Genomic DNA, 21,123 nt, shown 5'->3' with positions numbered 1-21,123 from the left:
GTGATCGCGGTCACGGCACTAGACTCGGCCGCATGCCTGCCAGGGGAGTACCAGCGCTGACCACCTTTCCCTACCCGGAACTAGACGAGCGCGAAGAAGATCACTGGTCGGGCGCGGGGGTGAGCGACGACGAACTGCGCGCGCTCGCCCTCGGTGCCTTCTACTCCACGCGCTGGGACGCCTTCCACGACGCGATGCTGCTCGGCCCCGAGCGTGAGCACCCGCTCGGGGACCGCCGCGAACTCGCCATCGACACCCTGACCGGCGCCTGGGGCATCACCGACGGCACCGAAGCCCGCGCCTCGATGGAGCAGCTGCTCGAAGGCATGCACGGGCCCCTGTATTCGCTGGTGCATCCGCTGGTGATGGCCTCGGTCAACGCCAGCGAGCGCGACCGTTTCGGTGAGCGGGCCGACAAGCAGCGCGCGTTCCTACGGCAGGTCGGTTCGTTTCGGGGGATGGACAATCCCGAGGCGCTGGTCCGCGACTACGACATCTGGGCGCAGGCCATCAAGATCGGCTTCACCGACCACCTGTCGCGCCCGCTACCCAACGACATCCACGCCTGGGATCTGGCCCGCGTCGTCGCGGTGGCCCGCATGGCGTTCACCGCCGGGTACATCGACGCCGACGTGGCGTGGGAATACTGCATGCGCGCGCTGGTCCCCGCGCAGCGTCGCTACCGCAACTGGCGCCAGTTCGGCGACGCCTACCTCACCGGCTGGACCTACTGGCAGGCCACCGAGGACCTCGCCGAGCTGAAGAACGGCGGCGTCGACCGCCGGATGGAACTGGTGCGACTATGGACCCGGCCCACCAGCCCGTGGCGCCGGATCGAACTCAACGAGCCGGAGCAGAAGGCGGAAACCGAAGCGGCCGAACCGAATTGAGCATTCGGTCCGGCCACCGGCCCTACAGGCTGCGCAGGATCCCGCGGCCGTAGCGCTGGAATTGCGTGTCGTCGACCATGCCGAGCGAATGCCGCTCGACCAGTAATTCCCATTCCGCGTAGAGCTGGTTGACCCCCGGGTCGGCGGGCCCGGCGGCACCGTCGGCGGCCTGCCTGCGGATGGCGAAATTCACCGCGCAGGTGACCCGCTCGGTATCGGCGCGATCCACGCCGGCGAAATGCAGCGTGCGATTGCCGTCGTTGATATCGATGCCCGATCCGCCGTGGCGTGTATCGACCTCGCCGGGTGCCGAGCGCGCGCCTTCGATGGTGCGGGCGCCGAGAATCGCGGCCACCGCCAATTCGAAGGCATAGCGTTCGTCGCCGCCGATGGAGATGAACAGCACGCGAGAGGTGGTCGCGGCGAGCAGTCCGGTGCCCGATCCCGCGGGCGGGGCGGCGACGGCGATGGCCGTTTCCAAGACGTATTCGTCGGGCGTGACATACCGGTTCAGCGCGGTGACCGCCGAACGCGCGTCCTTGCGCGGCGCCATCCGGCGCACTGCACGCTCGACATCGGCGCGGGTGGGACCCGATTTGCCCCACTCGGGAGCCGGTGGGGTGAGATCCGGCGCGGCCACGTCGATGCGCTGGGTCGTCATGATCTGGTCGTTGATCCGGTCGACGATGCCGAGGGCGGCAGGCACGTCGTGCTCGGCGATGAGCACCGGAAGGGGCGTGCGGTCGGCGGGAACGCCGGTGAGGACCGCGGTGGGATAACGCAGATAGATCTCGATCACCACTGCTTCGTCGGCGCGCCGATTGAGGCGCACTTTGAGCAGGTCGGCAATGGGAACGTCGAGAACACGTTCGCCGTCGGTACCCGGCCGGAGGACGACGAGCCGTCCACCGCCGTGGCGCAGAATCGCTGTGGGTGTTCGTAGCTCGACGATGTCTATACCCCCTGCGCTGTAGTTGTGTCGTCGCCCACGATAAGGCGGGCATGACATGATTGTGGCCACTTGCCACAACCCGGTCGGAGCGTTCGGGAACCTCTTGCGTTCTCCGGCCGTTTACCAGTGCAACTGCACCAGCAGCCGAACTGCGCGATGTATCGAACTAGACCGTACGCGGTAACGTGGCATGTCCGCATCCGAAACCCGCCGATCTCGACGCTTCGCAAGCACACCCGGAGTAATAACCGGAAAGGACTGGGCCGTCCGGCCGACGCTCTATGAACCGCAAGACAGTGTTTCGCACCTTGGCGATCATCTCGGGCATCATGCTCATGATCTGGCTGTTCAGCTTTCTCAGCGATGACACGCGCGGTTGGGAGAGTGTCGACACTTCCGTTGCGCTGGCCCAGCTCGAGGACAAAGCGAACGTCAAGAACGTGCAGATCGATGACAAGGAGCAGCAGCTCCGCATCGAACTGAACAACGGCAACGAGGCCACGAGCAACAACGCCAAGATCGTCGCCAAGTACCCCAGTGGTGGGGAGAACTCCGCGCAGGTCCTCGACGCCGTGCAGAAGTCCGGCGCCCCGTACGACACCGTGGTCAAGCAGGAGAGCTGGCTGTCGCAGCTGCTGCTGTTCATCGTGCCGATGGTGCTGCTGGTCGGCCTGTTCATCTTCGTGATGTCGCGCATGCAGGGCGGTGGCCGTGGCGGGATGATGGGCTTCGGTAAGTCCAAGGCCAAACTGCTGACCAAGGACATGCCCAAGACCACGTTCCAGGACGTGGCAGGCGCCGACGAGGCCGTCGAAGAGCTCTACGAGATCAAGGACTTCCTCCAGAATCCGGCCCGCTACCAGGCGCTCGGCGCGAAGATCCCCAAGGGCGTGCTGCTCTACGGGCCGCCGGGAACCGGTAAGACGCTGCTGGCCCGCGCGGTCGCGGGTGAGGCCGGGGTGCCGTTCTTCACCATCTCCGGTTCGGACTTCGTCGAGATGTTCGTCGGTGTCGGCGCCTCGCGCGTGCGCGACCTGTTCGAGCAGGCCAAGCAGAACAGCCCCTGCATCATCTTCGTCGACGAGATCGACGCGGTCGGCCGCCAGCGCGGTGCGGGCCTCGGCGGCGGTCACGACGAGCGCGAGCAGACCCTCAACCAGCTGCTGGTCGAGATGGACGGCTTCGGCGATCGTTCCAACATCATCCTGATCGCGGCCACCAACCGGCCCGACATCCTCGACCCCGCGCTGCTGCGTCCGGGCCGATTCGACCGGCAGATCCCGGTCGGCAACCCCGACCTGGCCGGTCGCCGCGCGATCCTGCGGGTGCACTCGGCGGGCAAGCCGATCTCGCAGGAAGCCGATCTCGAGGGTCTGGCCAAGCGCACCGTCGGCATGTCCGGCGCCGATCTGGCCAACGTCATCAACGAGGCCGCGCTGCTCACCGCCCGCGAGAACGGTTCGGTCATCACCGGCGAATCGCTCGAGGAATCGGTCGACCGCGTGATCGGTGGCCCGCGCCGTAAGAGCCGCATCATCAGCGAGCACGAGAAGAAGATCACCGCCTACCACGAGGGTGGTCACACCCTGGCGGCGTGGGCGATGCCCGATATCGAGCCCGTGTACAAGGTCACCATCCTGGCCCGCGGCCGCACCGGTGGTCATGCCATGACGGTGCCCGAGGACGACAAGGGCCTGATGACCCGTTCGGAGATGATCTCCCGGCTGGTCTTCGCGATGGGTGGCCGTGCCGCCGAGGAACTGGTGTTCCACGAGCCGACCACCGGCGCGTCCTCCGATATCGACCAGGCCACCAAGATCGCCCGCGGGATGGTCACCGAGTACGGCATGAGTGCCCGCCTCGGCGCCGTGCGCTACGGCCAGGAGCAGGGTGACCCGTTCCTGGGTCGCTCGATGGGCGTACAGGCCGACTACTCGCACGAGGTCGCTCGCGAGATCGACGAGGAGGTGCGCAACCTCATCGAGGCCGCGCACACCGAGGCCTGGTCCATCCTCAGCGAGTACCGCGAGCAGCTCGACGCCTTGGCCACCGCGCTGCTCGAGCGCGAGACGCTGCACCGCAAGGATCTCGAGACGATCCTGGCCGGGGTGGAGAAGCGCCCGCGGATCACCGCGTTCAACGATTTCGGTGATCGGCACCCGTCGGACAAGCCGCCGGTGAAGACGCCGGGCGAGCTGGCGGTGGAGCGCGGCGAGCCGTGGCCGCCGGTGCAGCCCGCGCCGGTACCGGTACCCAACGGGGCACCGCCGGTCGAGCCCAACGGCTACCCGGGGCAGCCCTACGGTCAGCCCGCGCCGCCCGCGGCCGGTTACCCCTTGCCCGCCGCGCCGACCCAGGCGTTCCCCCGGCAGTCGGGGACGCACGGTTCGCGGCCCGATTACGGCGCACCAGCCGGCTGGTCGGCTCCGGGTTGGCCGCCGCGCGAGGAGCAGCAGCAACCCCAACAGCAGCCCCAGCCGCCGCAGGACCAGGGCAGTGCCTGGGGCAGGCCCGAGCAGCAGCAGCCGCGGCACGCCAGCGACGGTTTCCAGCCGTGGGGTGCCCAGCCGCAGCCGCCCGCGCGTGACGCCGATCCGGAGAACAAGGACTGGGAAGGGCCGAACGGCCGCCACTGACCGGTGGCCAACTACGCTCGAACGTCGAACGCCGGACAAGTACCGGCGTTCGGCACTGGTTCTCGGACTACGCTCGGCCGTCGAATGTCGGGTGGTCGCCGGCGTTCGGCTCTGGTTCTCGGCCGACGGGTGGACAGGGCCGAGAACCCGCGGCGGCAGCCGCAAATATCACGGAGGTGCGGAGAAGTTGTCGGCCAACAAGCAGGATCTCGATCCGGCAGGTGAGCTGGGTGCGACCAGTCCGTCGGTGCTGACGGCGCTGGCGACCGGTTTGCCGTTCGATCAGGCGCGTGCCGAGAACGCGGTGCGTGAGCTGCTGCTCGCGGTCGGTGAGGATCCCGACCGTCCCGGCCTGCTCGACACGCCCGCGCGGGTGGCGCGTGCTTACCGGGAGATGTTCGCCGGTCTCTACACCGAGCCCGACGCGGTGCTGGCGACCACGTTCGACGAGGGTCACCAGGAACTCGTCCTGGTTCGCGACATCCCGATGTTCTCCACCTGCGAGCATCACCTGGTCTCGTTCCACGGCGTCGCGCACGTCGGGTACATCCCCGGCTCGCACGGCCGGGTGACGGGGTTGTCGAAGCTGGCCCGCGTCGTCGATCTCTACGCCAAGCGCCCCCAGGTGCAGGAGCGGCTGACCAGCCAGATCGCCGACGCGGTGATGCGCAGGCTCGATCCGCGCGGCGCGATCGTGGTGGTCGAGGCCGAGCACCTGTGCATGGCCATGCGGGGAATCCGTAAGCCCGGCGCCAGCACCACCACTTCGGCGGTGCGTGGCCAGCTGCAAACCGACGCCGCCTCGCGAGCCGAGGCGCTGGACCTGATCCTGCGCAAATGAGCCAGCCACTGGTGACCGCCCGTGACCACCGCTCCTGCGTGGTCATGGGTGTGGTCAACGTGACCGCTGATTCCTTCTCCGACGGCGGTCGCTACCTCGATCCCGAACTCGCGATCGCGCACGGTGTCGAGCTGTACGAGGCGGGCGCCGACATCGTCGATGTGGGTGGTGAATCCACCAGGCCGGGGGCTGACCGGGTCGATCCGGCCGCCGAGGCCGCCAGGGTCGCTCCGGTGATCCGCGGGCTGGTGGCCGCCGGGGTGCCGACCAGTGTCGACACCATGCGCGCCGAGGTCGCCGAGGCCGCGCTGGCGGCGGGCGTCTCGGTGGTGAACGACGTCTCCGGCGGCCGTGCCGACCCGAACATGGTGAAAGTCGTCGCCGAAGCGGGCGTGCCGTGGATCCTCATGCACTGGCGGGCAGCCGCCGACTACCGGCACACCGGTCCCGCCGATCACTACGACGACGTGGTCGCCGAGGTGCGCGCCGAACTCACCGCCCAGGTCGACCTGGCTGTCGCCGCCGGTGTGACCACGGACCGGCTGATCCTCGACCCCGGCCTCGGTTTCGCCAAGAACGCCGAACACAACTGGGAACTGCTCGCCGCTCTCCCGGAACTGGTCACAGGCGGTTTCCCGATCTTGATCGGCGCCTCACGCAAGCGTTTCCTCGGCGCTCTGCTGGCCGGCGAATCCGGCCCTCGCCCGCCCGACGGCCGCGAGACCGCCACCGCCACCGTGTCCGCCCTCGCGGCCACCCACGGCGCCTGGGGCGTGCGGGTCCACGATGTCCGGGCATCCCTCGACGCCATCGCCGTCGTCGATGCCTGGCGTCGAGCCGTCGGCGCCCGAGCGTCCGCTGGGCACACGCCGTGAACATCCTCGCTACCCGAACCGCCGCAGGCGTCCGAGTCACTCTCCGAGGAGCTGTCCGATGAACTCGTATTTGCTGCCGCCGCCCGCGGGCAGGCCCGCTTCGTCACGGATCGAGCTGCGCGGCCTGCGTGCCTTCGGCAGGCACGGAGTGTTCGATTTCGAGCGTCGTGACGGCCAGGAATTCGTCGTCGATCTGACGGTGTGGGTCGATTTCGCCGCGGCCGCCGCGTCCGACGACCTCGCCGACACCGTCGACTACGGAGCGCTCGCCGAGCGTGCTGTGCGCATCGTGACCGGTCCGCCGCGGAATCTGATCGAGACAGTGGTCTCCGAGATCGCCGACGACGTGATGGCCGACCCGCGGATCGAGGCGGTGGAGGTGGCCGTGCACAAGCCGTCGGCGCCGATCCCGCACACCTTCGAAGACGTGCGCGTGGTGGCCACCCGGAATCGCACGGAGGCCCCGGGGCATCGCCGATGACTCGTGCGGTGCTCTCGATCGGCTCGAATCTGGGCGATCGGCTCGCGCATCTGCGCAGCGTGCTCGACGCGCTGGGGGAGCGGGTCGAGGCGGTATCGCCGGTCTACACGACCGCGCCGTGGGGTGGCGTCGACCAAGACGATTACCTCAATGCTGTTGTCACCGTGCAAGATCCGGCTTTCGACGACTACGCCTGGCTGCGTGTGGGCCAGGAGCTGGAGCAGGCGGCGGGCCGGGTTCGCGAGGTCCGCTGGGGTGCGCGCACCCTCGACGTCGACGTGGTGCAGTGCGCCGACAGCACCGGCACGCCGATCGCCCGCGGGAGCGATCCGACGCTGATCCTGCCGCACCCGCAGGCCCACAACCGGGCCTTCGTCCTCATCCCGTGGCTGGCCGTCGAACCGTCCGCGCGCCTTCTCGTCGACGGGGTCGCCCGTCCGATCGCGGAGCTGCTCGCCGGACTCGACCAGTCCGAGAAAGACGGCGTGATCCGCACCGATCTGGCGCTACGCGAGGAAAGCGCGGGCTCGTGCTGAAACCCACCCGGGTACTCGACCTCGCGCTGAACGTGGTGGTGGCCGCGGCGGTCGCCTGGGTCGCCACCCGGTTCGCCTATTCCAGCTTCCCGTCGATCTCGGTGGCCGCAGGCGCCTCGCTGCTGCCGGTGGCCGCGATCGAGGCGGCGCTCGGCTTCGCGATCAAGGCCAAGATCGCCGATGAGCAGATCGGCGACGGATCGGGCCAGATGCATCCGATCAACGTGGCCAGGGGTGTGGCGCTGGCGAAGGCGTCGTTGCAGGTGGGTTCGCTGGCCGCGGGTGTGTGGCTGGGTTTCCTGCTGTGGGTTTTCCCACAGCGCGGGACCGTCACCGCCGCCGCTACGGATTCGCCGGGTGCGGTGGTGGGCCTGCTGGCCGGTTCGGCCCTGGTTGCTGCGGCTTTGTGGCTGGAGTATTGCTGCCGGGCACCCGAGGACCCGACCGACGACCCCGCTACTACATAGCAACTTGCGAATGGAATCTCCGTAGCCTTTGGTGGGCCGACCAGCCGATTCCGGCTACCCTGGCCCTCATGGTTTCACCCTCCCGCAGCACGGCGCCCCGACGACGGCGGGACGACGCGGGAAAATTCTTCGTCGGTTTCCTCATCCTGCTCGGTCTGACCGCCAGTGTTTTCCTGATCTTCAGCGAAAACGTCCAATACGTGCGGATCGGCCTGGTAACAGCCCTGTGGGCCGCGGTGATCGGCGCGCTCGCGGCTACTCGCTACCGCAAGGACGCGGACGTCGACAAGGCGAAGGTGCGCGATCTGCAGACGGTGTACGAGTTGCAGCTCGAGCGCGAGATCAACGCGCGCCGTGAGTACGAGATGGGTGTCGAGGCGCGGGTGCGCGCCGAAGTCGGCGCCGACTCCTCCGAAATCGCCGCGCTGCGCGCCGAGCTGACCCTGCTGCGCCAGAATCTGCAGGTTCTCTTCGACGGTGCCCTGCTCGACGAGCAACCTGCGCTGCAGGCCGATGCCGTGCGGATCGACGCGTTGCCCGCCGGTGGCTTCAATGCCTTCGACGAGCCCGACCACGATTTCGACGTTAGCCCCGAGGATGCCACAGCCGCCTGGTTCGGCCCGTGGCAGCAACCGCCCAGCGCACTGAAACCTGTCTTCATGCAACCGGTTTCGGCCAATTTCGCCGACCCGTACGACGATCCGGTCACCGCCGAGACCTCGGCGGTGCAGCTCGACGAGTACGCCGAAACCCAGCAGCCGACCGTCCCCGCGCCGCCCGCCGCACCGACCACGCCATCGGGGAAGACGCCGCCGCCGCGCTTGTCCTCGCCGAACACCCGCCAGGTGACGGACACGGTCCTCCCGGTCGAGCCCACCACCAACGGCAACTCGACCGCTGCTCCCGAGCCCGCTCCGGCTGCGGCCGAGCCCACCCCGGCACCGATCGCCACGGCCGAACCCGCCCCGGCTCCCGTAGCGACGGCCGAGCCCTCCCCGGAGCCCGCCCAGCCCCCGGCTACCCGCCCCGAGAAGGCCCCCGCGGTCGGCACCAGCTCCCGTCGACGCCGCCGCGCCGAGACCGAGGGCACCGCTCGACTATCGGTGGCAGACATCATGGCCAACCTCGAATCGGAGTCCACCGGCTCCGCCTCACCGCGCACCTAGCTGATCGCAACACCGTTCTCGCGCGAGAACATGGGTAACTCACCGGCAACAGCCAGCTTGCCCACCGGCAAACCCTCGGCCGCGTCCCCCTGTCACCACGCACCTGGGTCTGGCCTGAATACGCGGAGTGGCGGATCAGGTGAGCGCTAGATCACGGTGGGGGCATGTGGCGATCCTCGAGTAACTCCCTCTATTCTCGAAGCGAACGTCTGGTACCCGCACCGCGGGACTGGAACGCAAATCGAGAGGACAACGTTGACCTCGAGAAGTGTCAACCCTGATGGCGCGCACACGAGCGCCGACGCCGTACCCGCACGAATGGATCCAGCGCCCGCACGACTGACGGTAGGAATCGTCTCGGCGGGACGAGTGGGTTCCGCGCTCGGCGTAGCGCTGGAGCGAGCCGGCCACGTGGTCTTCGGCGTCGCCGCGATCTCCGACGCCTCGGTGCATCGCGCCCGTACCCGCCTGCCCGAAGCCCAGGTGCTGCCGATCGAGCAGATCGCCCAGCGCAGTGAGCTGCTCCTGCTCGCCGTTCCCGACGCCGAGCTGGCCGGGCTGGTCCGCGGCCTCGCCGGTGCGAACGTGGTCCGCCCCGGCACCATCGTCGTGCACACCTCCGGCGCGAACGGCGTCGCGATTCTCGAACCGCTGACGAAGCAGGGTGCGCTCGGCCTCGCGATCCACCCTGCCATGACCTTCACCGGCCACGACGAGGACATCGCCCGGCTCGCCAACGCCTGTTTCGGCGTCACCGCCGCCGACGAGGTGGGTTACGCCATCGCGCAGGCGCTGGTGATCGAGATGGGTGGTGAACCGGTTCGCGTCGAGGAAGATCAGCGTTCGCTCTATCACGCCGCCCTCGCCCACGGCAGCAATCACCTGGTCACGGTGATCGTCGACGCCGTCGCGGCCCTGCGCGAATCCCTGGCCGGCCCCGGTCTGCTCGGTCAGCCGCTGGTCGACGATCAGCCCGGCGGCCTGCCCGAACGGCTGCTCGCTCCGCTTGCCTCGGCTGCCCTCGACAACGCCTTGCGGCGCGGCCAGGCCGCACTGACGGGTCCGGTCGCGCGCGGCGATGTCGACGCCGTCGCCGCGCATCTCGCCGCGCTCGAGCAGGTCGACGACCGCCTCGCCGAGGCCTACCGAGCCAACTCGTTGCGCACGGCCCAACTCGCCCACACCGATCCGGCACTGCTGGAGCTCCTCGCCAAGGAAGGCCACTGATGGAACCCCGAGAAGTGCATCACCACCAGGGTGGGGCCCGCGCGACCGGCGCTTTCAAGGCGGGCGTGCTCACCGTGCATCACAATCCCGAGGTGCTCGACACGGTCGCCAGGGCCTTGCGCGGCGCCGGTCGCACGGTCGGTTTCGTGCCGACGATGGGCGCGCTGCACGAGGGGCATCTCGCGCTGATCCGTCAGGCCAAGCTCAACAACCAGGTCGTGATCGTCTCGATCTTCGTCAACCCGCTGCAGTTCGGCGCGAACGAAGACCTCGACGCCTACCCGCGCACCCTCGACGCCGACCTCGAACTGCTCCGCACCGAGGGCGTCGACCTGGTCTTCGCGCCGACCGTTTCCGATATGTACCCGGACGGCATGCGCACCACGATCCAGCCGGGCGCCCTCGGCGCCGAGCTCGAAGGCGCCAGCAGGCCGACGCATTTCGCGGGCATGCTCACCGTCGTCGCGAAGCTGCTCAACATCACCCACGCCTCCGAGGCGTATTTCGGTGAGAAGGACTACCAGCAGCTCACGCTGATCCGCCAGATGGTGCGTGATCTGAACATGGACGCGAAGATCGTCGCCTACCCGACGGTCCGCGAACCCGACGGTTTGGCGCTGTCCTCGCGCAACCGCTTCCTCGACGCCACCCAGCGCGAGTCGGCGCTGGCGCTGTCGGCCGCACTCGCCGCGGGCCGCCACGCCGCCGGTCTCGGCGCGGAGGCGGTCGTCCGGACCGCTCGCTCGGTTCTCGACGCGGTCGACGGCCTCGATGTCGACTACCTCGAGCTGCGCGACTCGAACCTGGGTCCGGCTCCCACCGCGGGCAACGCCCGCCTGCTGGTCGCGGCCAAAGTCGGCGACACTCGCCTGATCGACAACGCTCCCGTAGTACTCGGCGCCCAGATCGACGGGCATCCCGACGCGAACTCCCTCCCTGCCTCGCAGGCGCACTGAAAGGCGACGACGATGTTGCGCACCATGATGAAGTCGAAGATCCACCGTGCCACCGTGACCCATGCCGACCTGCACTACGTCGGCTCGGTGACCGTCGACCAGGATCTGCTCGACGCCGCCGATCTGCTCGAGGGTGAGCAGGTCTGCATCGTCGACATCGACAACGGCGCCCGCCTCGAGACCTACGTGATCGCGGGGGAACGCGGTTCGGGCGTGATCGGCATCAACGGTGCCGCCGCCCACCTCGTGCACCCCGGTGACCTGGTCATCCTCATCGCCTACGGTCAGATGGACGAGGCCGAGGTCCGCGAGTACGACCCGAAGGTGGTCTTCGTCGACGACCACAACCGTCCGGTGGAGCTGGGCAGCGACCCCGCGCACGCACCGGAGGGCTCCGGCCTCACCTCACCGCGCTCGCTGTCGTTCGTCTGAGCCGGGCGGGGGACCCAGGACCATGCTGCTGACGATCGACGTCCGCAACACCGGGATCGAACTCGGCTTGTTCTCCGGCAGCGGCGACCACGCGAAACTGGTGCGGCACTGGCGGATTCACACCAATCCGCTGATCACCGCGGACGAGTTCGCCATGCAGGTGCGCGGCCTGGTCGGCGACGATCTCGATCAGATCGCCGGTGTCTCGGCGCTGTCGACCGTGCCGCCGGTGCTGCGCGAACTGCGCGCCATGCTGGCGCGCTACTGGTCCCATGTGCCGCACGTGCTGGTGGAACCCGGTGTCCGAACAGGCATTCCGCTGCTGGTCGACAATCCGAAGGAAGTCGGCGCCGACCGCATCGTCAACTGCCTTGCCGCCTTCCGCAGCTTCGGCGGGCCCGCGATCGTCGTCGATTTCGGCACCGCGATCTGCGTCGACCTGGTCTCGGCCAAAGGGGAGTTCCTCGGCGGCGTGATCGCGCCCGGTGTGGAGATCTCGGCCGAGGCGCTGGTGGAACGTAGTGCGATGCGTCGCGTCGAGCTGGCGAGGCCGCGTTCGGTGGTGGGCAAGAACAGCATGGAATGCATTCAGTCCGGCGCGATCTTCGGATTCGCCGGGCTGGTGGACGGGCTGGTCGACCGCATCCGCGACGAATTCGACGCGTTCGCGGGTACCGATGTCACCGTCGTCGCCACGGGGGCGGGCGCACCGTTGATCGTGCCGGAGTCGGAAACCATCGACCAGCACGTTCCACATCTCACACTGACCGGTCTGCGCCATGTCTACGAGCGCAACAAAAAGTAGTGTCTGCTAAACTTGCGCTCGTGATCTTCCGTGTGAGCACCCAGGAGTGTTGTCGAGGCTAATCTGCCTCGACCGTTCGAGGCTGACGTTTTCCCTCGACCGATTTCTCACCTCCTGGAGATGCGCTCATGCGTTCTTCTGTCCTTTCCCTCTCGTCCGCACGCGACGAATACTCCGCGACGCCCCCGCTCGACCGGGCGATCGCCTCGGCGTTGCCGACTCGGTTGCGGCCTGCTGACCTGCTGCGACTCACCGACGAAGGCGCCGAAGACGTCCTCTCCGGTCGCTACGACCACCTCCTGCCCGCCGACGGCATCTGGCCGGCCGAGGAGCGCTGGGCGACCCGCCTTTCGCACGACGACGAGGTCGATGTCTGGCTGATCAGCTGGACGCCGGGAAAATTCACCGATTTGCACGATCACGCCGGCTCGCTCGGCGCCCTGACCGTGCTGAGCGGCGCGCTCTCGGAATACCGCTGGAATGGCACGGAGTTACGCAGACGCACGCTCGCCGCGGGTGATCAGGCGTCGTTCCCGATCGGCTGGGTGCACGACGTGGTACGCGCGCCCGCGGCCGCGGAATCCGTCGGTCCGCTCGATCCCACCCTGAGCGTGCACGCCTATTCCCCGCCGCTGTCGGCGATGTCGTATTACGAAGTGACCGGCCACGGAACGTTGCGCCGAACCAAAACCGTCCTCACCGACCAGCCCGAAGGTGATCTGTGATGAGCCGTTTGACGATTGATCAGATGCTCGAGAACGCTCGCGCGCGATTGCGCCGGGTGTATGTGTACGACGTGGCCGACGCGCTGGAGCGCGGCGCGATTCTGGTCGACATCCGGCCTGCCGCGCAGCGGGTGCGCGAAGGTTCGCTGCCCGGCGCGCTGGTGATCGAGCGGAATGTCCTGGAATGGCGACTGGATCCGACCTCGTCGGCCCGGCTGTCCCTCGCCGTTGATCATGATGTGGAATGGATCGTCTTCTGCTCGGAGGGGTACACGTCGAGTTTGGCGGCGGCCGCGTTGCAGGAGTTGGGGTTGCACCGGGCCAGCGATGTGATCGGTGGATACCAGGCGCTGAAGTCGGCGGGGTTGTTGACCGTGGGCATCGGCGTCCCGCATTTCGCCCGTGAGGTCGACGCGCTGGCTTCGCTGTAGGGTCGACGTCCGCGAGTTCGGTTGTCCACGAGGCGAATCAGAGGTCGTCACGGGCCGTGTGTGTTTCAGTTATGTGACGTTGATTGCATCTCGCGGGGGAATGGTCGGTGCGGGCCGGGGTTTGCCTCTCGTTCTTTGTGGGCGGGAGTAAATCCATTTCGGGGTGCCGCTAATGTTGTCGGATGTGAGCACTCCTAACCCCGCCGCACCCGGCCGCGCCGCCACATCCGCTGTGGACATCGATGTTCCCGAGCAGATGCGGATTCGCCGGGACAAGCGCGAACGGCTGCTCACCGAGGGTGGTGAGGCCTATCCGGTGGTGGTGCCACGCACTCACACGCTGGCCGAAATCCGTGCCGCCTACCCGGATCTGGAAGCCGACACCCAGACCGGTCTGCAGGCGGGTATCGCGGGTCGCGTCATTTTCGTTCGTAATACCGGCAAACTGTGCTTCGCCACGCTGCAGGAAGGCGACGGCACCAAGTTGCAGGCGATGATCAGCCTCAACGGCGTCGGCGCCGACGCGCTGGCGGCCTGGAAGGCCGATGTCGACCTCGGTGACTTCGTGTTCGTGCACGGCGAGGTCATCTCCTCACGCACCGGCGAATTGAGCGTGATGGCCGATTCCTGGTCGATGGCGGCCAAGTCGCTGCGCCCGCTGCCGGTGGCACACAAGGAGATGAACGAGGAGTCGCGCGTTCGTCAGCGCTACGTCGACCTGATCGTGCGCCCCGAGGCCAGGGAAATGGCCCGTACCCGCGTGAACGTGGTCCGTGCCCTGCGCAACGCGCTCGAGCGCCGCGGCTTCCTCGAGGTCGAGACCCCGATGCTGCAGACCATCCACGGTGGCGCCGCCGCGCGCCCCTTCGTCACCCATTCCAATGCGCTGGACATGGATCTCTTCCTGCGCATCGCGCCGGAGCTGTTCCTCAAGCGTTGCGTGGTCGGTGGCCTGGAGAAGGTCTTCGAGATCAACCGGAACTTCCGCAACGAAGGCGCCGACTCGACCCATTCACCCGAGTTCGCGATGCTGGAAACCTACGAGGCCTACGGCACCTATGACGACTCGGCGACGATGACCCGGGAATTGATCCAGGAAGTCGCGCAAGAGGCATTCGGCACCCTCCTTGTGACACTTGCCGACGGCACTGAATATGATCTCGGCGGCGAGTGGACGACCGTCGAGATGTATCCCTCGCTGTCGGAGTCGATCGGTGTCGAGGTGACTCCGGAAACCACTGTCGAGGAATTGCTCGCACTCGCTGATCGGGTAGGTCTGGAAATTCCTTCCGACAAGGGCTACGGTCACGGGAAACTGGTCGAAGAACTATGGGAGCACGCGTATGGCGACAAGCTCTACGCGCCGACTTTCGTTCGCGACTTCCCGGTCGAGACTTCACCGCTGACCCGCCAGCATCGCAGCAAGTCCGGTGTCACCGAGAAGTGGGACCTCTATGTTCGCGGCTTCGAGTTGGCAACGGGCTATTCGGAACTGGTGGACCCGGTGATCCAGCGGGAACGCTTCGTCGACCAGGCCAGGTTGGCCGCGGCAGGCGATGACGAGGCCATGGTGCTCGATGAAGACTTCCTCGCCGCGATGGAACACGGTATGCCGCCGACCACCGGAACCGGTATGGGAATCGATCGCTTGTTGATGGCACTGACTGGTTCGGGAATCCGGGAAACGATCCTGTTCCCGATTGTGCGGCCCACTAGTCGCTGACCAGTGAATTCACGGGGTGAAGACCCCGTGTTGGAAATTTCGCATTTCGGGGTATTCTTGCCTCGGGTATTCGGCCTGGAGGCAGGCTTGACGATTTCGAGAGGACGTTCATCTCATGGCAAAGAAGGTCACCGTTAGCCTGATCGACGATGTCGACGGTGAGTCCATCGCGGACGAGACCATCGAGTTCGCTATCGATGGGGTGTCGTACGAGATCGATCTGTCGGACGCAAATGCGGCGCGCCTGCGCGAAGGCCTGGACGAGTGGGTCGCCAACGCCCGCCGTGTGAGTGGCCGTCGTCGGGTGAAGGCTGCCGGTGCGCCCGCGCCGCAGGGTAAGAGCCGCGTTTCCATGGACCGCGAACAGAGCGCCGCAATTCGCGAATGGGCACGCCGTAAGGGCCACAAGGTCTCGGCCCGCGGCCGTATCTCGGCGGAAATCACCGAGGCATACAACAAAGAGGTCGGCAAGAGCTGAGATATCGGCGGCGCGGGCGCCGCGTGGTTCGCGGCCCCGCCGGTCCCGCTGTTGAGGCACCGTTGCTTGCTCCTTCGTCGCGTACGCAACGGCACCTCAACAGCGGGACGGCCGCGAACGGCAGGCTGCGCCTGCCTGCCCCTCCTCGAGGTCGGGGCGTGCGGGGTTGCGTTGGCGGGGAAAACGAGGGAACGAAGGGCCCGGGTTGTGCCGGGTGTGGGGAACAAGGGGGTTGGGGTTGTCCCGGGTGTGGGGTCTCGGGACGTAGACTGATGGCCGTGCACAAGGTGTTTCGAGTATCCGGCGGTGTTGCGCGGTGAGTTCCTTCCTGCGGTACACCGACGACACCGGTAAGCAGCATGAATTGGCCCTGGAGGCCGGGCAGCAGCGTGTCACCATCGGGCGCAATGTGCAGGCCGACCTGGTGCTCGCGTGGGATGCCGAGGTTTCCCGGCTGCACGCGGCGGTCGAACATCTCGGTGCGCACTGGACCATCATCGATGACGGACTTTCGCGCAACGGCACCTTCGTCAATGGCGAGCGGCTGGTCGGACGGCGCCGGCTGAGTCCCGGCGACCGGATTCGGGTCGGGACCACGCTCGTGCATTTCTTCGATTTCGGCGGTGTGGTGGACGACGCGACGCATACCGCGTCCGGGTCCATCCCCACGATGCGCTCACTGACCGAGACCCAGCGCGCGGTGCTGGTGGCGCTGTGCCGTCCGTACAAACACGGCACCGGATTCGCGACCCCCGCGTCGAATCAGCAGATCGCCGAGGAATTGTTCCTCTCGATCGACGCCATCAAAACCCATCTGCGCGCCCTGTTCGCGAAGTTCGGGGTGGAAAACCTGCCGCAGAACCAGAAGCGCACCCGATTGGCCGCGCTGGCGATGCAGAGCGGCCTGATCTCCGACCACGATTTGTGAGCGCGACGTTCGCGTAGGTCGGTGAGCGTCTGAACTATGTCGCGGATCCGGTCTGGGCGGTTGACTTACTCGTATCACCGGAGCGCGAGATCGAAGCTCCGGACCACGAGTCAGGAGACATCACATGTTCGCAGTTCGGATGGCCACCATGGTGCTGGCCGTGCTCAGTACCGGACTCGTCGCCGGCGTGTTCTACGCCTACGCGATCTCGGTGATGCCCGCGCTGGCCCGCACCGACGACCGCACGCTGATCGACGTGATGCAGAAGATCAACGTCGTGATCATCAACCCCTGGTTCATGTTCGGCTTCATGGGCACGGTCGGTTTCACCGCGCTGGCGGCCGCTGTGCACCTCGGCAAGGAGCAGCGCACGACGCTGATCTGGATCGGAATCGCGTTGGCGCTCAACGTGATCGCGTTCGCCGTCACCGCGGGGCTGAACGTGCCGCTCAACGACGCGCTCGCCGCCGCGGGCGATCCGGCCTCGATCGCCGACACCGCCGCTGTCCGTGCCGATTTCGAGGCGACCTGGGTTCGCTGGAACATCGTCCGCGCGGTGCTGCACACCGCCGCGTTCCTGGTGCTGTGTGGCGCGCTGTTCGCCGCGGGCGTGCAGCAGGGCAAGTCGAGTTCGGCCACCGATGTGGCCGCGGCGCCGGTGTCGATGGTTTACGGCCGGTAGTGCCACGCGATCACTAGAACGTGTTCCATGATGAGTGGAACACGTTCTAGTGAGGAGTCGTTCATGCGACGTAGTTCGCTTCTGGTGCTGGCCGCGGCCCTGTTCGCCTGCCTGCCCGCCACCGCGTCGGCCCAGCCCCTCCCGGTCGACTACAACTTCTTCGCAGGCATCCCGCCCGAGCTCACCAACCCGGGCGGCTCGCTCCCCGGCGCGAACGATCCGGCCTGCGTTCCCTCGCCCGAACACCCCGACCCGGTGGTGCTGCTGCACGGCACCGGCGGCGGAGGGCAGACGAACTGGGGCGTGTACGCCCCGCTGCTGGCCAACGAGGGCTATTGCGTCTTCTCCCTCACCTACGGCGCCTACGCCCTTCCCTGGCCCGTCTCGGCGATCGGCGGCATGCGTCCGATCGAGCAGAGCGCCGCCGAGGTCTCGGCCTTCGTCGACAGCGTCCTGGCCCGCACCGGCGCCCAGCGCGTCGACCTGATCGCCCATTCGCAGGGCAATATCGTCGGCAACTACTACCTCAAGCGGCTGGGCGGCGGCGACAAGGTGGGCAAGCTGGTCGGGATCGCGCCGCCCTGGCTCGGCACCAACGCGTTCGGGGCGGGCGATATCGCCCACTTCAGCCGGGCGCTCGGCGCGGGTCCCGCCTTCGACGCGGTCAGCTCGTCGCTGTGTCAGGCCTGCGGGCAGATGTTCACCGGCTCGCCCTTCATGACCGCGCTCAACGTCGACGGCGTGTACGACCCACGGGTCACCTACACCAACATCGTCTCCGCTTTCGACGAATTGGTCGTCCCGCATACCTCGGGCCTGGTCCCGGGCCCGAACGCCACCTCGATCGTGGTGCAGGACGGCTGCTCGCAGGACTACTCCGAACATCTGGCCATCGCGGGCAGCCCGCGCGCGGCAGGCCATGTCCTGAACGCCCTCGATCCCGCCAGGCAGGCCGCGGTCGCGTGCGAATTCGTCCCACCCTTCACCGGGTGAGCCGCACGGCGCGATTTCGCTGTAGGCAAAACTGACAGGGAAACGAATACCGCGACGTGCGCGTTGTCAGTAGGTGACCATGTTGTCGCCGGTCCCCAATAGGGTGGACCGGCGGCGGCGGAATCCCCTGCCAACTAGAGTGGATGGCGGGGGCCGCAACCCCCGGGCTTCATGGCAGGCTGACGGCGAAAGTTGTCGGTCCGACGCCCTAGGTTGTATCGAGCATACTGCGGCGTCTGTTGCCAGAATGTCGGAGCAGGAGAGTGAGGGAGCGATGTTCGAGAGGTTCACCGACCGCGCGAGGCGTGTCGTTGTCCTGGCCCAAGAAGAGGCCCGGATGCTCAACCACAACTACATCGGCACCGAGCACATCCTGCTTGGGTTGATCCACGAGGGCGAGGGCGTGGCGGCGAAGTCGCTGGAGTCGCTTGGCATCTCGCTGGAGGGTGTGCGTAGCCAGGTCGAGGAGATCATCGGGCAGGGCCAGCAGGCGCCGTCCGGTCACATCCCCTTCACCCCGCGTGCCAAGAAGGTGCTGGAGCTGAGCCTGCGCGAAGCGCTGCAGCTCGGCCACAACTACATCGGTACCGAGCACATCCTGCTCGGCCTCATCCGCGAGGGCGAGGGCGTCGCGGCCCAGGTGCTGGTCAAGCTCGGCGCCGACCTCAACCGTGTCCGTCAGCAGGTCATCCAGCTGCTGTCCGGGTACCAGGGCAAGGAGCCCGTCGAGGGCGCCGGTCCGCGCGGCGAGGCGGGTACCCCGTCCACGTCGCTGGTGCTCGACCAGTTCGGTCGCAACCTCACTCAGGCGGCTCTGGAAGGCAAGCTGGATCCCGTCATCGGGCGCTCGAAGGAAATCGAGCGCGTGATGCAGGTGCTCTCGCGCCGCACCAAGAACAACCCGGTGCTGATCGGCGAGCCCGGTGTCGGTAAGACCGCGGTCGTCGAGGGCCTGGCACAGGCCATCGTCAACGGCGAGGTCCCCGAGACCCTCAAGGACAAGCAGCTCTACACCCTCGACCTGGGCTCCCTGGTCGCGGGCAGCCGCTACCGCGGTGACTTCGAAGAGCGCCTCAAGAAGGTGCTCAAGGAGATCAACACCCGCGGCGACATCATCCTGTTCATCGACGAGCTGCACACGCTCGTCGGCGCGGGTGCTGCCGAAGGCGCCATCGACGCGGCCTCGATCCTGAAGCCGAAGCTGGCCCGTGGCGAGCTGCAGACCATCGGTGCCACCACTCTCGACGAGTACCGCAAGTACATCGAGAAGGACGCCGCTCTGGAACGCCGTTTCCAGCCGGTGCAGGTGGGCGAGCCGACCGTCGAGCACACCATCAACATCCTCAAGGGTCTGCGCGACCGCTACGAGGCGCACCACCGGGTCTCCATCACCGATGGCGCGCTCGTCGCCGCCGCCACCCTGGCCGACCGCTACATCAACGACCGGTTCCTGCCGGACAAGGCGATCGACCTGATCGACGAGGCGGGCGCGCGCATGCGCATCCGCCGGATGACCGCTCCGCCGGACCTGCGCGACTTCGACGACAAGATCGCCGATGCTCGCCGGGAGAAGGAAAGCGCGATCGACGCGCAGGACTTCGAGAAGGCCGCGCGTCTGCGCGACAAGGAGAAGCAGCTCGTCGCCAAGCGTGCCGAGCGCGAAAAGCAGTGGCGTTCCGGTGATCTGGACGTCGTGGCCGAGGTCGACGACGAGCAGATCGCGGAGGTGCTGGCCAACTGGACCGGCATCCCCGTCTTCAAGCTCACCGAGGAGGAGACCACCCGTCTGCTCCGGATGGAAGAGGAGCTGCACAAGCGGATCATCGGCCAGGAGGATGCCGTCAAGGCCGTCTCCAAGGCGATCCGCCGCACTCGCGCCGGTCTGAAGGACCCCAAGCGCCCGTCGGGCTCGTTCATCTTCGCCGGTCCCTCGGGTGTCGGTAAGACCGAGCTCGCCAAGTCGCTGGCGAACTTCCTGTTCGGCGACGACGACGCGCTCATCCAGATCGACATGGGCGAGTTCCACGACCGCTTCACCGCTTCTCGTCTGTTCGGTGCCCCTCCCGGGTACGTGGGCTACGAGGAGGGCGGCCAGCTCACCGAGAAGGTGCGCCGCAAGCCGTTCTCGGTGGTGCTGTTCGACGAGATCGAGAAGGCGCACCAGGAGATCTACAACACGCTCCTGCAGGTGCTCGAGGACGGCCGTCTCACCGACGGTCAGGGTCGTACGGTCGACTTCAAGAACACCGTGCTGATCTTCACCTCGAACCTGGGCACCTCCGACATCTCCAAGGCAGTCGGGCTGGGCTTCACCCAGTCCAACGCCGAGGGCTCGAACTACGAGCGGATGAAGCTCAAGGTCAACGATGAGCTGAAGAAGCACTTCCGGCCCGAGTTCCTCAACCGCATCGACGACGTGATCGTCTTCCACCAGCTCACGAGCGAACAGATCGTGCAGATGGTGGACCTGATGATCGCCCGCGTCTCGAAGCAGCTGAAGAACAAGGACATGGCGATGGAGCTGACCGATCAGGCCAAGAGCCTGCTCGCCAAGCGCGGCTTCGACCCGGTCCTGGGTGCTCGTCCGCTGCGTCGCACGATCCAGCGCGAGATCGAGGACCAGCTCTCGGAGAAGATCCTCTTCGGCGAGATCGGCGCGGGCCAGACCATTCTGGTCGACGTCGAAGGCTGGAACGGCGAGGGTCTCGGCGAGGACGCCAAGTTCACCTTCGAGGGCAAGACGAAGCTGACCAAGGCCTCCGCGACCGACGACAAGCCCGAGGTGGTTCTCACCGGAGCAGCCGAGGGCACCGCGCCCGACGCCGCCGCCTCCGGCGAGTAACCAGCTGAACCGAAAAAGCCCGCCCCCTGCACCAGGGGGCGGGCTTTTCGCGTCGCG

General features: G+C 67.2%; 21 protein-coding genes. 20 read left to right on the top strand and 1 reads right to left on the bottom strand.

The features are described from left to right. Positions 1–32: 32 nt before the first annotated feature. Complete coding sequence (locus tag ACFWFP_RS16695; RefSeq protein WP_379295886.1) at positions 33–890, top strand: DUF1266 domain-containing protein; 858 nt, start codon at positions 33–35, stop codon at positions 888–890. Between the two features lie 22 nt (positions 891–912). Here ACFWFP_RS16695 and ACFWFP_RS16690 read toward each other — a convergent pair whose 3' ends face one another. Beyond that, positions 913–1,722 (bottom strand): hypothetical protein, encoded by an 810-nt coding sequence (locus ACFWFP_RS16690; protein ID WP_379295884.1) that lies wholly within the window; start codon positions 1,720–1,722, stop codon positions 913–915. A gap of 401 nt (positions 1,723–2,123) precedes the next feature. On the opposite strand from ACFWFP_RS16690, the gene ftsH reads away from it, so the two are divergent. From ftsH to ACFWFP_RS16595, 19 genes are all read left to right on the top strand, one after another. Beyond that, positions 2,124–4,478, top strand: coding sequence for an ATP-dependent zinc metalloprotease FtsH (ftsH, locus tag ACFWFP_RS16685; RefSeq protein ID WP_379295882.1), 2,355 nt, complete (start codon positions 2,124–2,126; stop codon positions 4,476–4,478). Between the two features lie 226 nt (positions 4,479–4,704). Then, positions 4,705–5,319: a GTP cyclohydrolase I FolE gene (folE, locus tag ACFWFP_RS16680; RefSeq protein WP_379296013.1), complete on the top strand. Its 615-nt coding sequence runs from the start codon at positions 4,705–4,707 to the stop codon at positions 5,317–5,319. After that, positions 5,316–6,194 (top strand): dihydropteroate synthase, encoded by an 879-nt coding sequence (gene folP / locus ACFWFP_RS16675; protein ID WP_379295880.1) that lies wholly within the window; start codon positions 5,316–5,318, stop codon positions 6,192–6,194. Before folE ends, folP begins: the two co-directional genes overlap by 4 nt. A gap of 58 nt (positions 6,195–6,252) precedes the next feature. Beyond that, positions 6,253–6,675 (top strand): dihydroneopterin aldolase, encoded by a 423-nt coding sequence (folB, locus tag ACFWFP_RS16670; RefSeq protein WP_379295878.1) that lies wholly within the window; start codon positions 6,253–6,255, stop codon positions 6,673–6,675. After that, positions 6,672–7,211, top strand: coding sequence for a 2-amino-4-hydroxy-6-hydroxymethyldihydropteridine diphosphokinase (gene folK / locus ACFWFP_RS16665; protein ID WP_379295876.1), 540 nt, complete (start codon positions 6,672–6,674; stop codon positions 7,209–7,211). Before folB ends, folK begins: the two co-directional genes overlap by 4 nt. Beyond that, positions 7,205–7,678, top strand: a complete 474-nt coding sequence (locus tag ACFWFP_RS16660; RefSeq protein ID WP_378990757.1) for a DUF3180 domain-containing protein — start codon at positions 7,205–7,207, stop codon at positions 7,676–7,678. Before folK ends, ACFWFP_RS16660 begins: the two co-directional genes overlap by 7 nt. A 68-nt stretch (positions 7,679–7,746) precedes the next feature. Continuing rightward, positions 7,747–8,844, top strand: a complete 1,098-nt coding sequence (locus ACFWFP_RS16655; protein WP_379295874.1) for a DUF6779 domain-containing protein — start codon at positions 7,747–7,749, stop codon at positions 8,842–8,844. A 318-nt stretch (positions 8,845–9,162) separates the two neighbouring features. Then, positions 9,163–10,071, top strand: a complete 909-nt coding sequence (locus tag ACFWFP_RS16650) for a Rossmann-like and DUF2520 domain-containing protein (RefSeq protein WP_379296011.1) — start codon at positions 9,163–9,165, stop codon at positions 10,069–10,071. Then, on the top strand, positions 10,071–11,027 hold the full coding sequence (panC, locus tag ACFWFP_RS16645) for a pantoate--beta-alanine ligase (protein ID WP_379295872.1): 957 nt from the start codon (positions 10,071–10,073) through the stop codon (positions 11,025–11,027). The genes ACFWFP_RS16650 and panC overlap by 1 nt, the downstream gene beginning before the upstream one ends. A gap of 12 nt (positions 11,028–11,039) precedes the next feature. Next, entirely contained in the window at positions 11,040–11,459 is a 420-nt protein-coding gene (panD, locus tag ACFWFP_RS16640) for an aspartate 1-decarboxylase (RefSeq protein WP_357370408.1), read from the top strand. A 22-nt stretch (positions 11,460–11,481) separates the two neighbouring features. Next, entirely contained in the window at positions 11,482–12,264 is a 783-nt protein-coding gene (locus ACFWFP_RS16635; RefSeq protein WP_379295870.1) for a type III pantothenate kinase, read from the top strand. A gap of 128 nt (positions 12,265–12,392) precedes the next feature. Next, positions 12,393–12,989 (top strand): cysteine dioxygenase, encoded by a 597-nt coding sequence (locus ACFWFP_RS16630; protein WP_379295868.1) that lies wholly within the window; start codon positions 12,393–12,395, stop codon positions 12,987–12,989. Then, positions 12,989–13,420, top strand: coding sequence for a rhodanese-like domain-containing protein (locus tag ACFWFP_RS16625; protein ID WP_379295866.1), 432 nt, complete (start codon positions 12,989–12,991; stop codon positions 13,418–13,420). The genes ACFWFP_RS16630 and ACFWFP_RS16625 overlap by 1 nt, the downstream gene beginning before the upstream one ends. A 256-nt stretch (positions 13,421–13,676) precedes the next feature. Further along, positions 13,677–15,143: a lysine--tRNA ligase gene (gene lysS, locus ACFWFP_RS16620; RefSeq protein ID WP_379296009.1), complete on the top strand. Its 1,467-nt coding sequence runs from the start codon at positions 13,677–13,679 to the stop codon at positions 15,141–15,143. A gap of 115 nt (positions 15,144–15,258) precedes the next feature. Continuing rightward, positions 15,259–15,621, top strand: coding sequence for an Lsr2 family protein (locus ACFWFP_RS16615; protein WP_067454241.1), 363 nt, complete (start codon positions 15,259–15,261; stop codon positions 15,619–15,621). 316 nt (positions 15,622–15,937) lie between these two features. Then, positions 15,938–16,549 carry an FHA domain-containing protein gene (locus tag ACFWFP_RS16610; RefSeq protein ID WP_101464728.1) on the top strand — a complete coding sequence of 204 codons (612 nt, stop codon included), beginning with the start codon at positions 15,938–15,940 and terminating at the stop codon, positions 16,547–16,549. A 124-nt stretch (positions 16,550–16,673) separates the two neighbouring features. Next, positions 16,674–17,231 carry a DUF1772 domain-containing protein gene (locus tag ACFWFP_RS16605; protein WP_379295864.1) on the top strand — a complete coding sequence of 186 codons (558 nt, stop codon included), beginning with the start codon at positions 16,674–16,676 and terminating at the stop codon, positions 17,229–17,231. A 63-nt stretch (positions 17,232–17,294) separates the two neighbouring features. Next, positions 17,295–18,224: a lipase family alpha/beta hydrolase gene (locus ACFWFP_RS16600; protein WP_379295862.1), complete on the top strand. Its 930-nt coding sequence runs from the start codon at positions 17,295–17,297 to the stop codon at positions 18,222–18,224. Positions 18,225–18,498: 274 nt separating this feature from the next. Continuing rightward, positions 18,499–21,066 (top strand): ATP-dependent Clp protease ATP-binding subunit, encoded by a 2,568-nt coding sequence (locus tag ACFWFP_RS16595; RefSeq protein ID WP_379295860.1) that lies wholly within the window; start codon positions 18,499–18,501, stop codon positions 21,064–21,066. The last annotated feature ends 57 nt before the right edge of the window (positions 21,067–21,123 follow it).

It is taken from the genome of Nocardia sp. NPDC060249 (genome assembly GCF_042728755.1).
Lineage (GTDB): Bacteria > Actinomycetota > Actinomycetes > Mycobacteriales > Mycobacteriaceae > Nocardia.
Note: the sequence above shows the minus strand (reverse complement) of the source record. Positions and strands in the feature narration are given on the sequence as shown.

Coding starts and splice junctions, on each gene's coding strand:
- ACFWFP_RS16600 (WP_379295862.1), top strand. CDS start 17,295: ATGCGACGTAGTTCGCTTCTGGTGCTGGCCGCGGCCCTGTTCGCCTGC.
- folK (WP_379295876.1), top strand. CDS start 6,672: ATGACTCGTGCGGTGCTCTCGATCGGCTCGAATCTGGGCGATCGGCTC.
- ACFWFP_RS16615 (WP_067454241.1), top strand. CDS start 15,259: ATGGCAAAGAAGGTCACCGTTAGCCTGATCGACGATGTCGACGGTGAG.
- panD (WP_357370408.1), top strand. CDS start 11,040: ATGTTGCGCACCATGATGAAGTCGAAGATCCACCGTGCCACCGTGACC.
- ACFWFP_RS16625 (WP_379295866.1), top strand. CDS start 12,989: ATGAGCCGTTTGACGATTGATCAGATGCTCGAGAACGCTCGCGCGCGA.
- folB (WP_379295878.1), top strand. CDS start 6,253: ATGAACTCGTATTTGCTGCCGCCGCCCGCGGGCAGGCCCGCTTCGTCA.
- ACFWFP_RS16635 (WP_379295870.1), top strand. CDS start 11,482: ATGCTGCTGACGATCGACGTCCGCAACACCGGGATCGAACTCGGCTTG.
- ACFWFP_RS16655 (WP_379295874.1), top strand. CDS start 7,747: ATGGTTTCACCCTCCCGCAGCACGGCGCCCCGACGACGGCGGGACGAC.
- panC (WP_379295872.1), top strand. CDS start 10,071: ATGGAACCCCGAGAAGTGCATCACCACCAGGGTGGGGCCCGCGCGACC.
- ACFWFP_RS16650 (WP_379296011.1), top strand. CDS start 9,163: ATGGATCCAGCGCCCGCACGACTGACGGTAGGAATCGTCTCGGCGGGA.
- folP (WP_379295880.1), top strand. CDS start 5,316: ATGAGCCAGCCACTGGTGACCGCCCGTGACCACCGCTCCTGCGTGGTC.
- ACFWFP_RS16630 (WP_379295868.1), top strand. CDS start 12,393: ATGCGTTCTTCTGTCCTTTCCCTCTCGTCCGCACGCGACGAATACTCC.
- ACFWFP_RS16695 (WP_379295886.1), top strand. CDS start 33: ATGCCTGCCAGGGGAGTACCAGCGCTGACCACCTTTCCCTACCCGGAA.
- ftsH (WP_379295882.1), top strand. CDS start 2,124: ATGAACCGCAAGACAGTGTTTCGCACCTTGGCGATCATCTCGGGCATC.
- ACFWFP_RS16595 (WP_379295860.1), top strand. CDS start 18,499: ATGTTCGAGAGGTTCACCGACCGCGCGAGGCGTGTCGTTGTCCTGGCC.
- ACFWFP_RS16605 (WP_379295864.1), top strand. CDS start 16,674: ATGTTCGCAGTTCGGATGGCCACCATGGTGCTGGCCGTGCTCAGTACC.
- lysS (WP_379296009.1), top strand. CDS start 13,677: ATGCGGATTCGCCGGGACAAGCGCGAACGGCTGCTCACCGAGGGTGGT.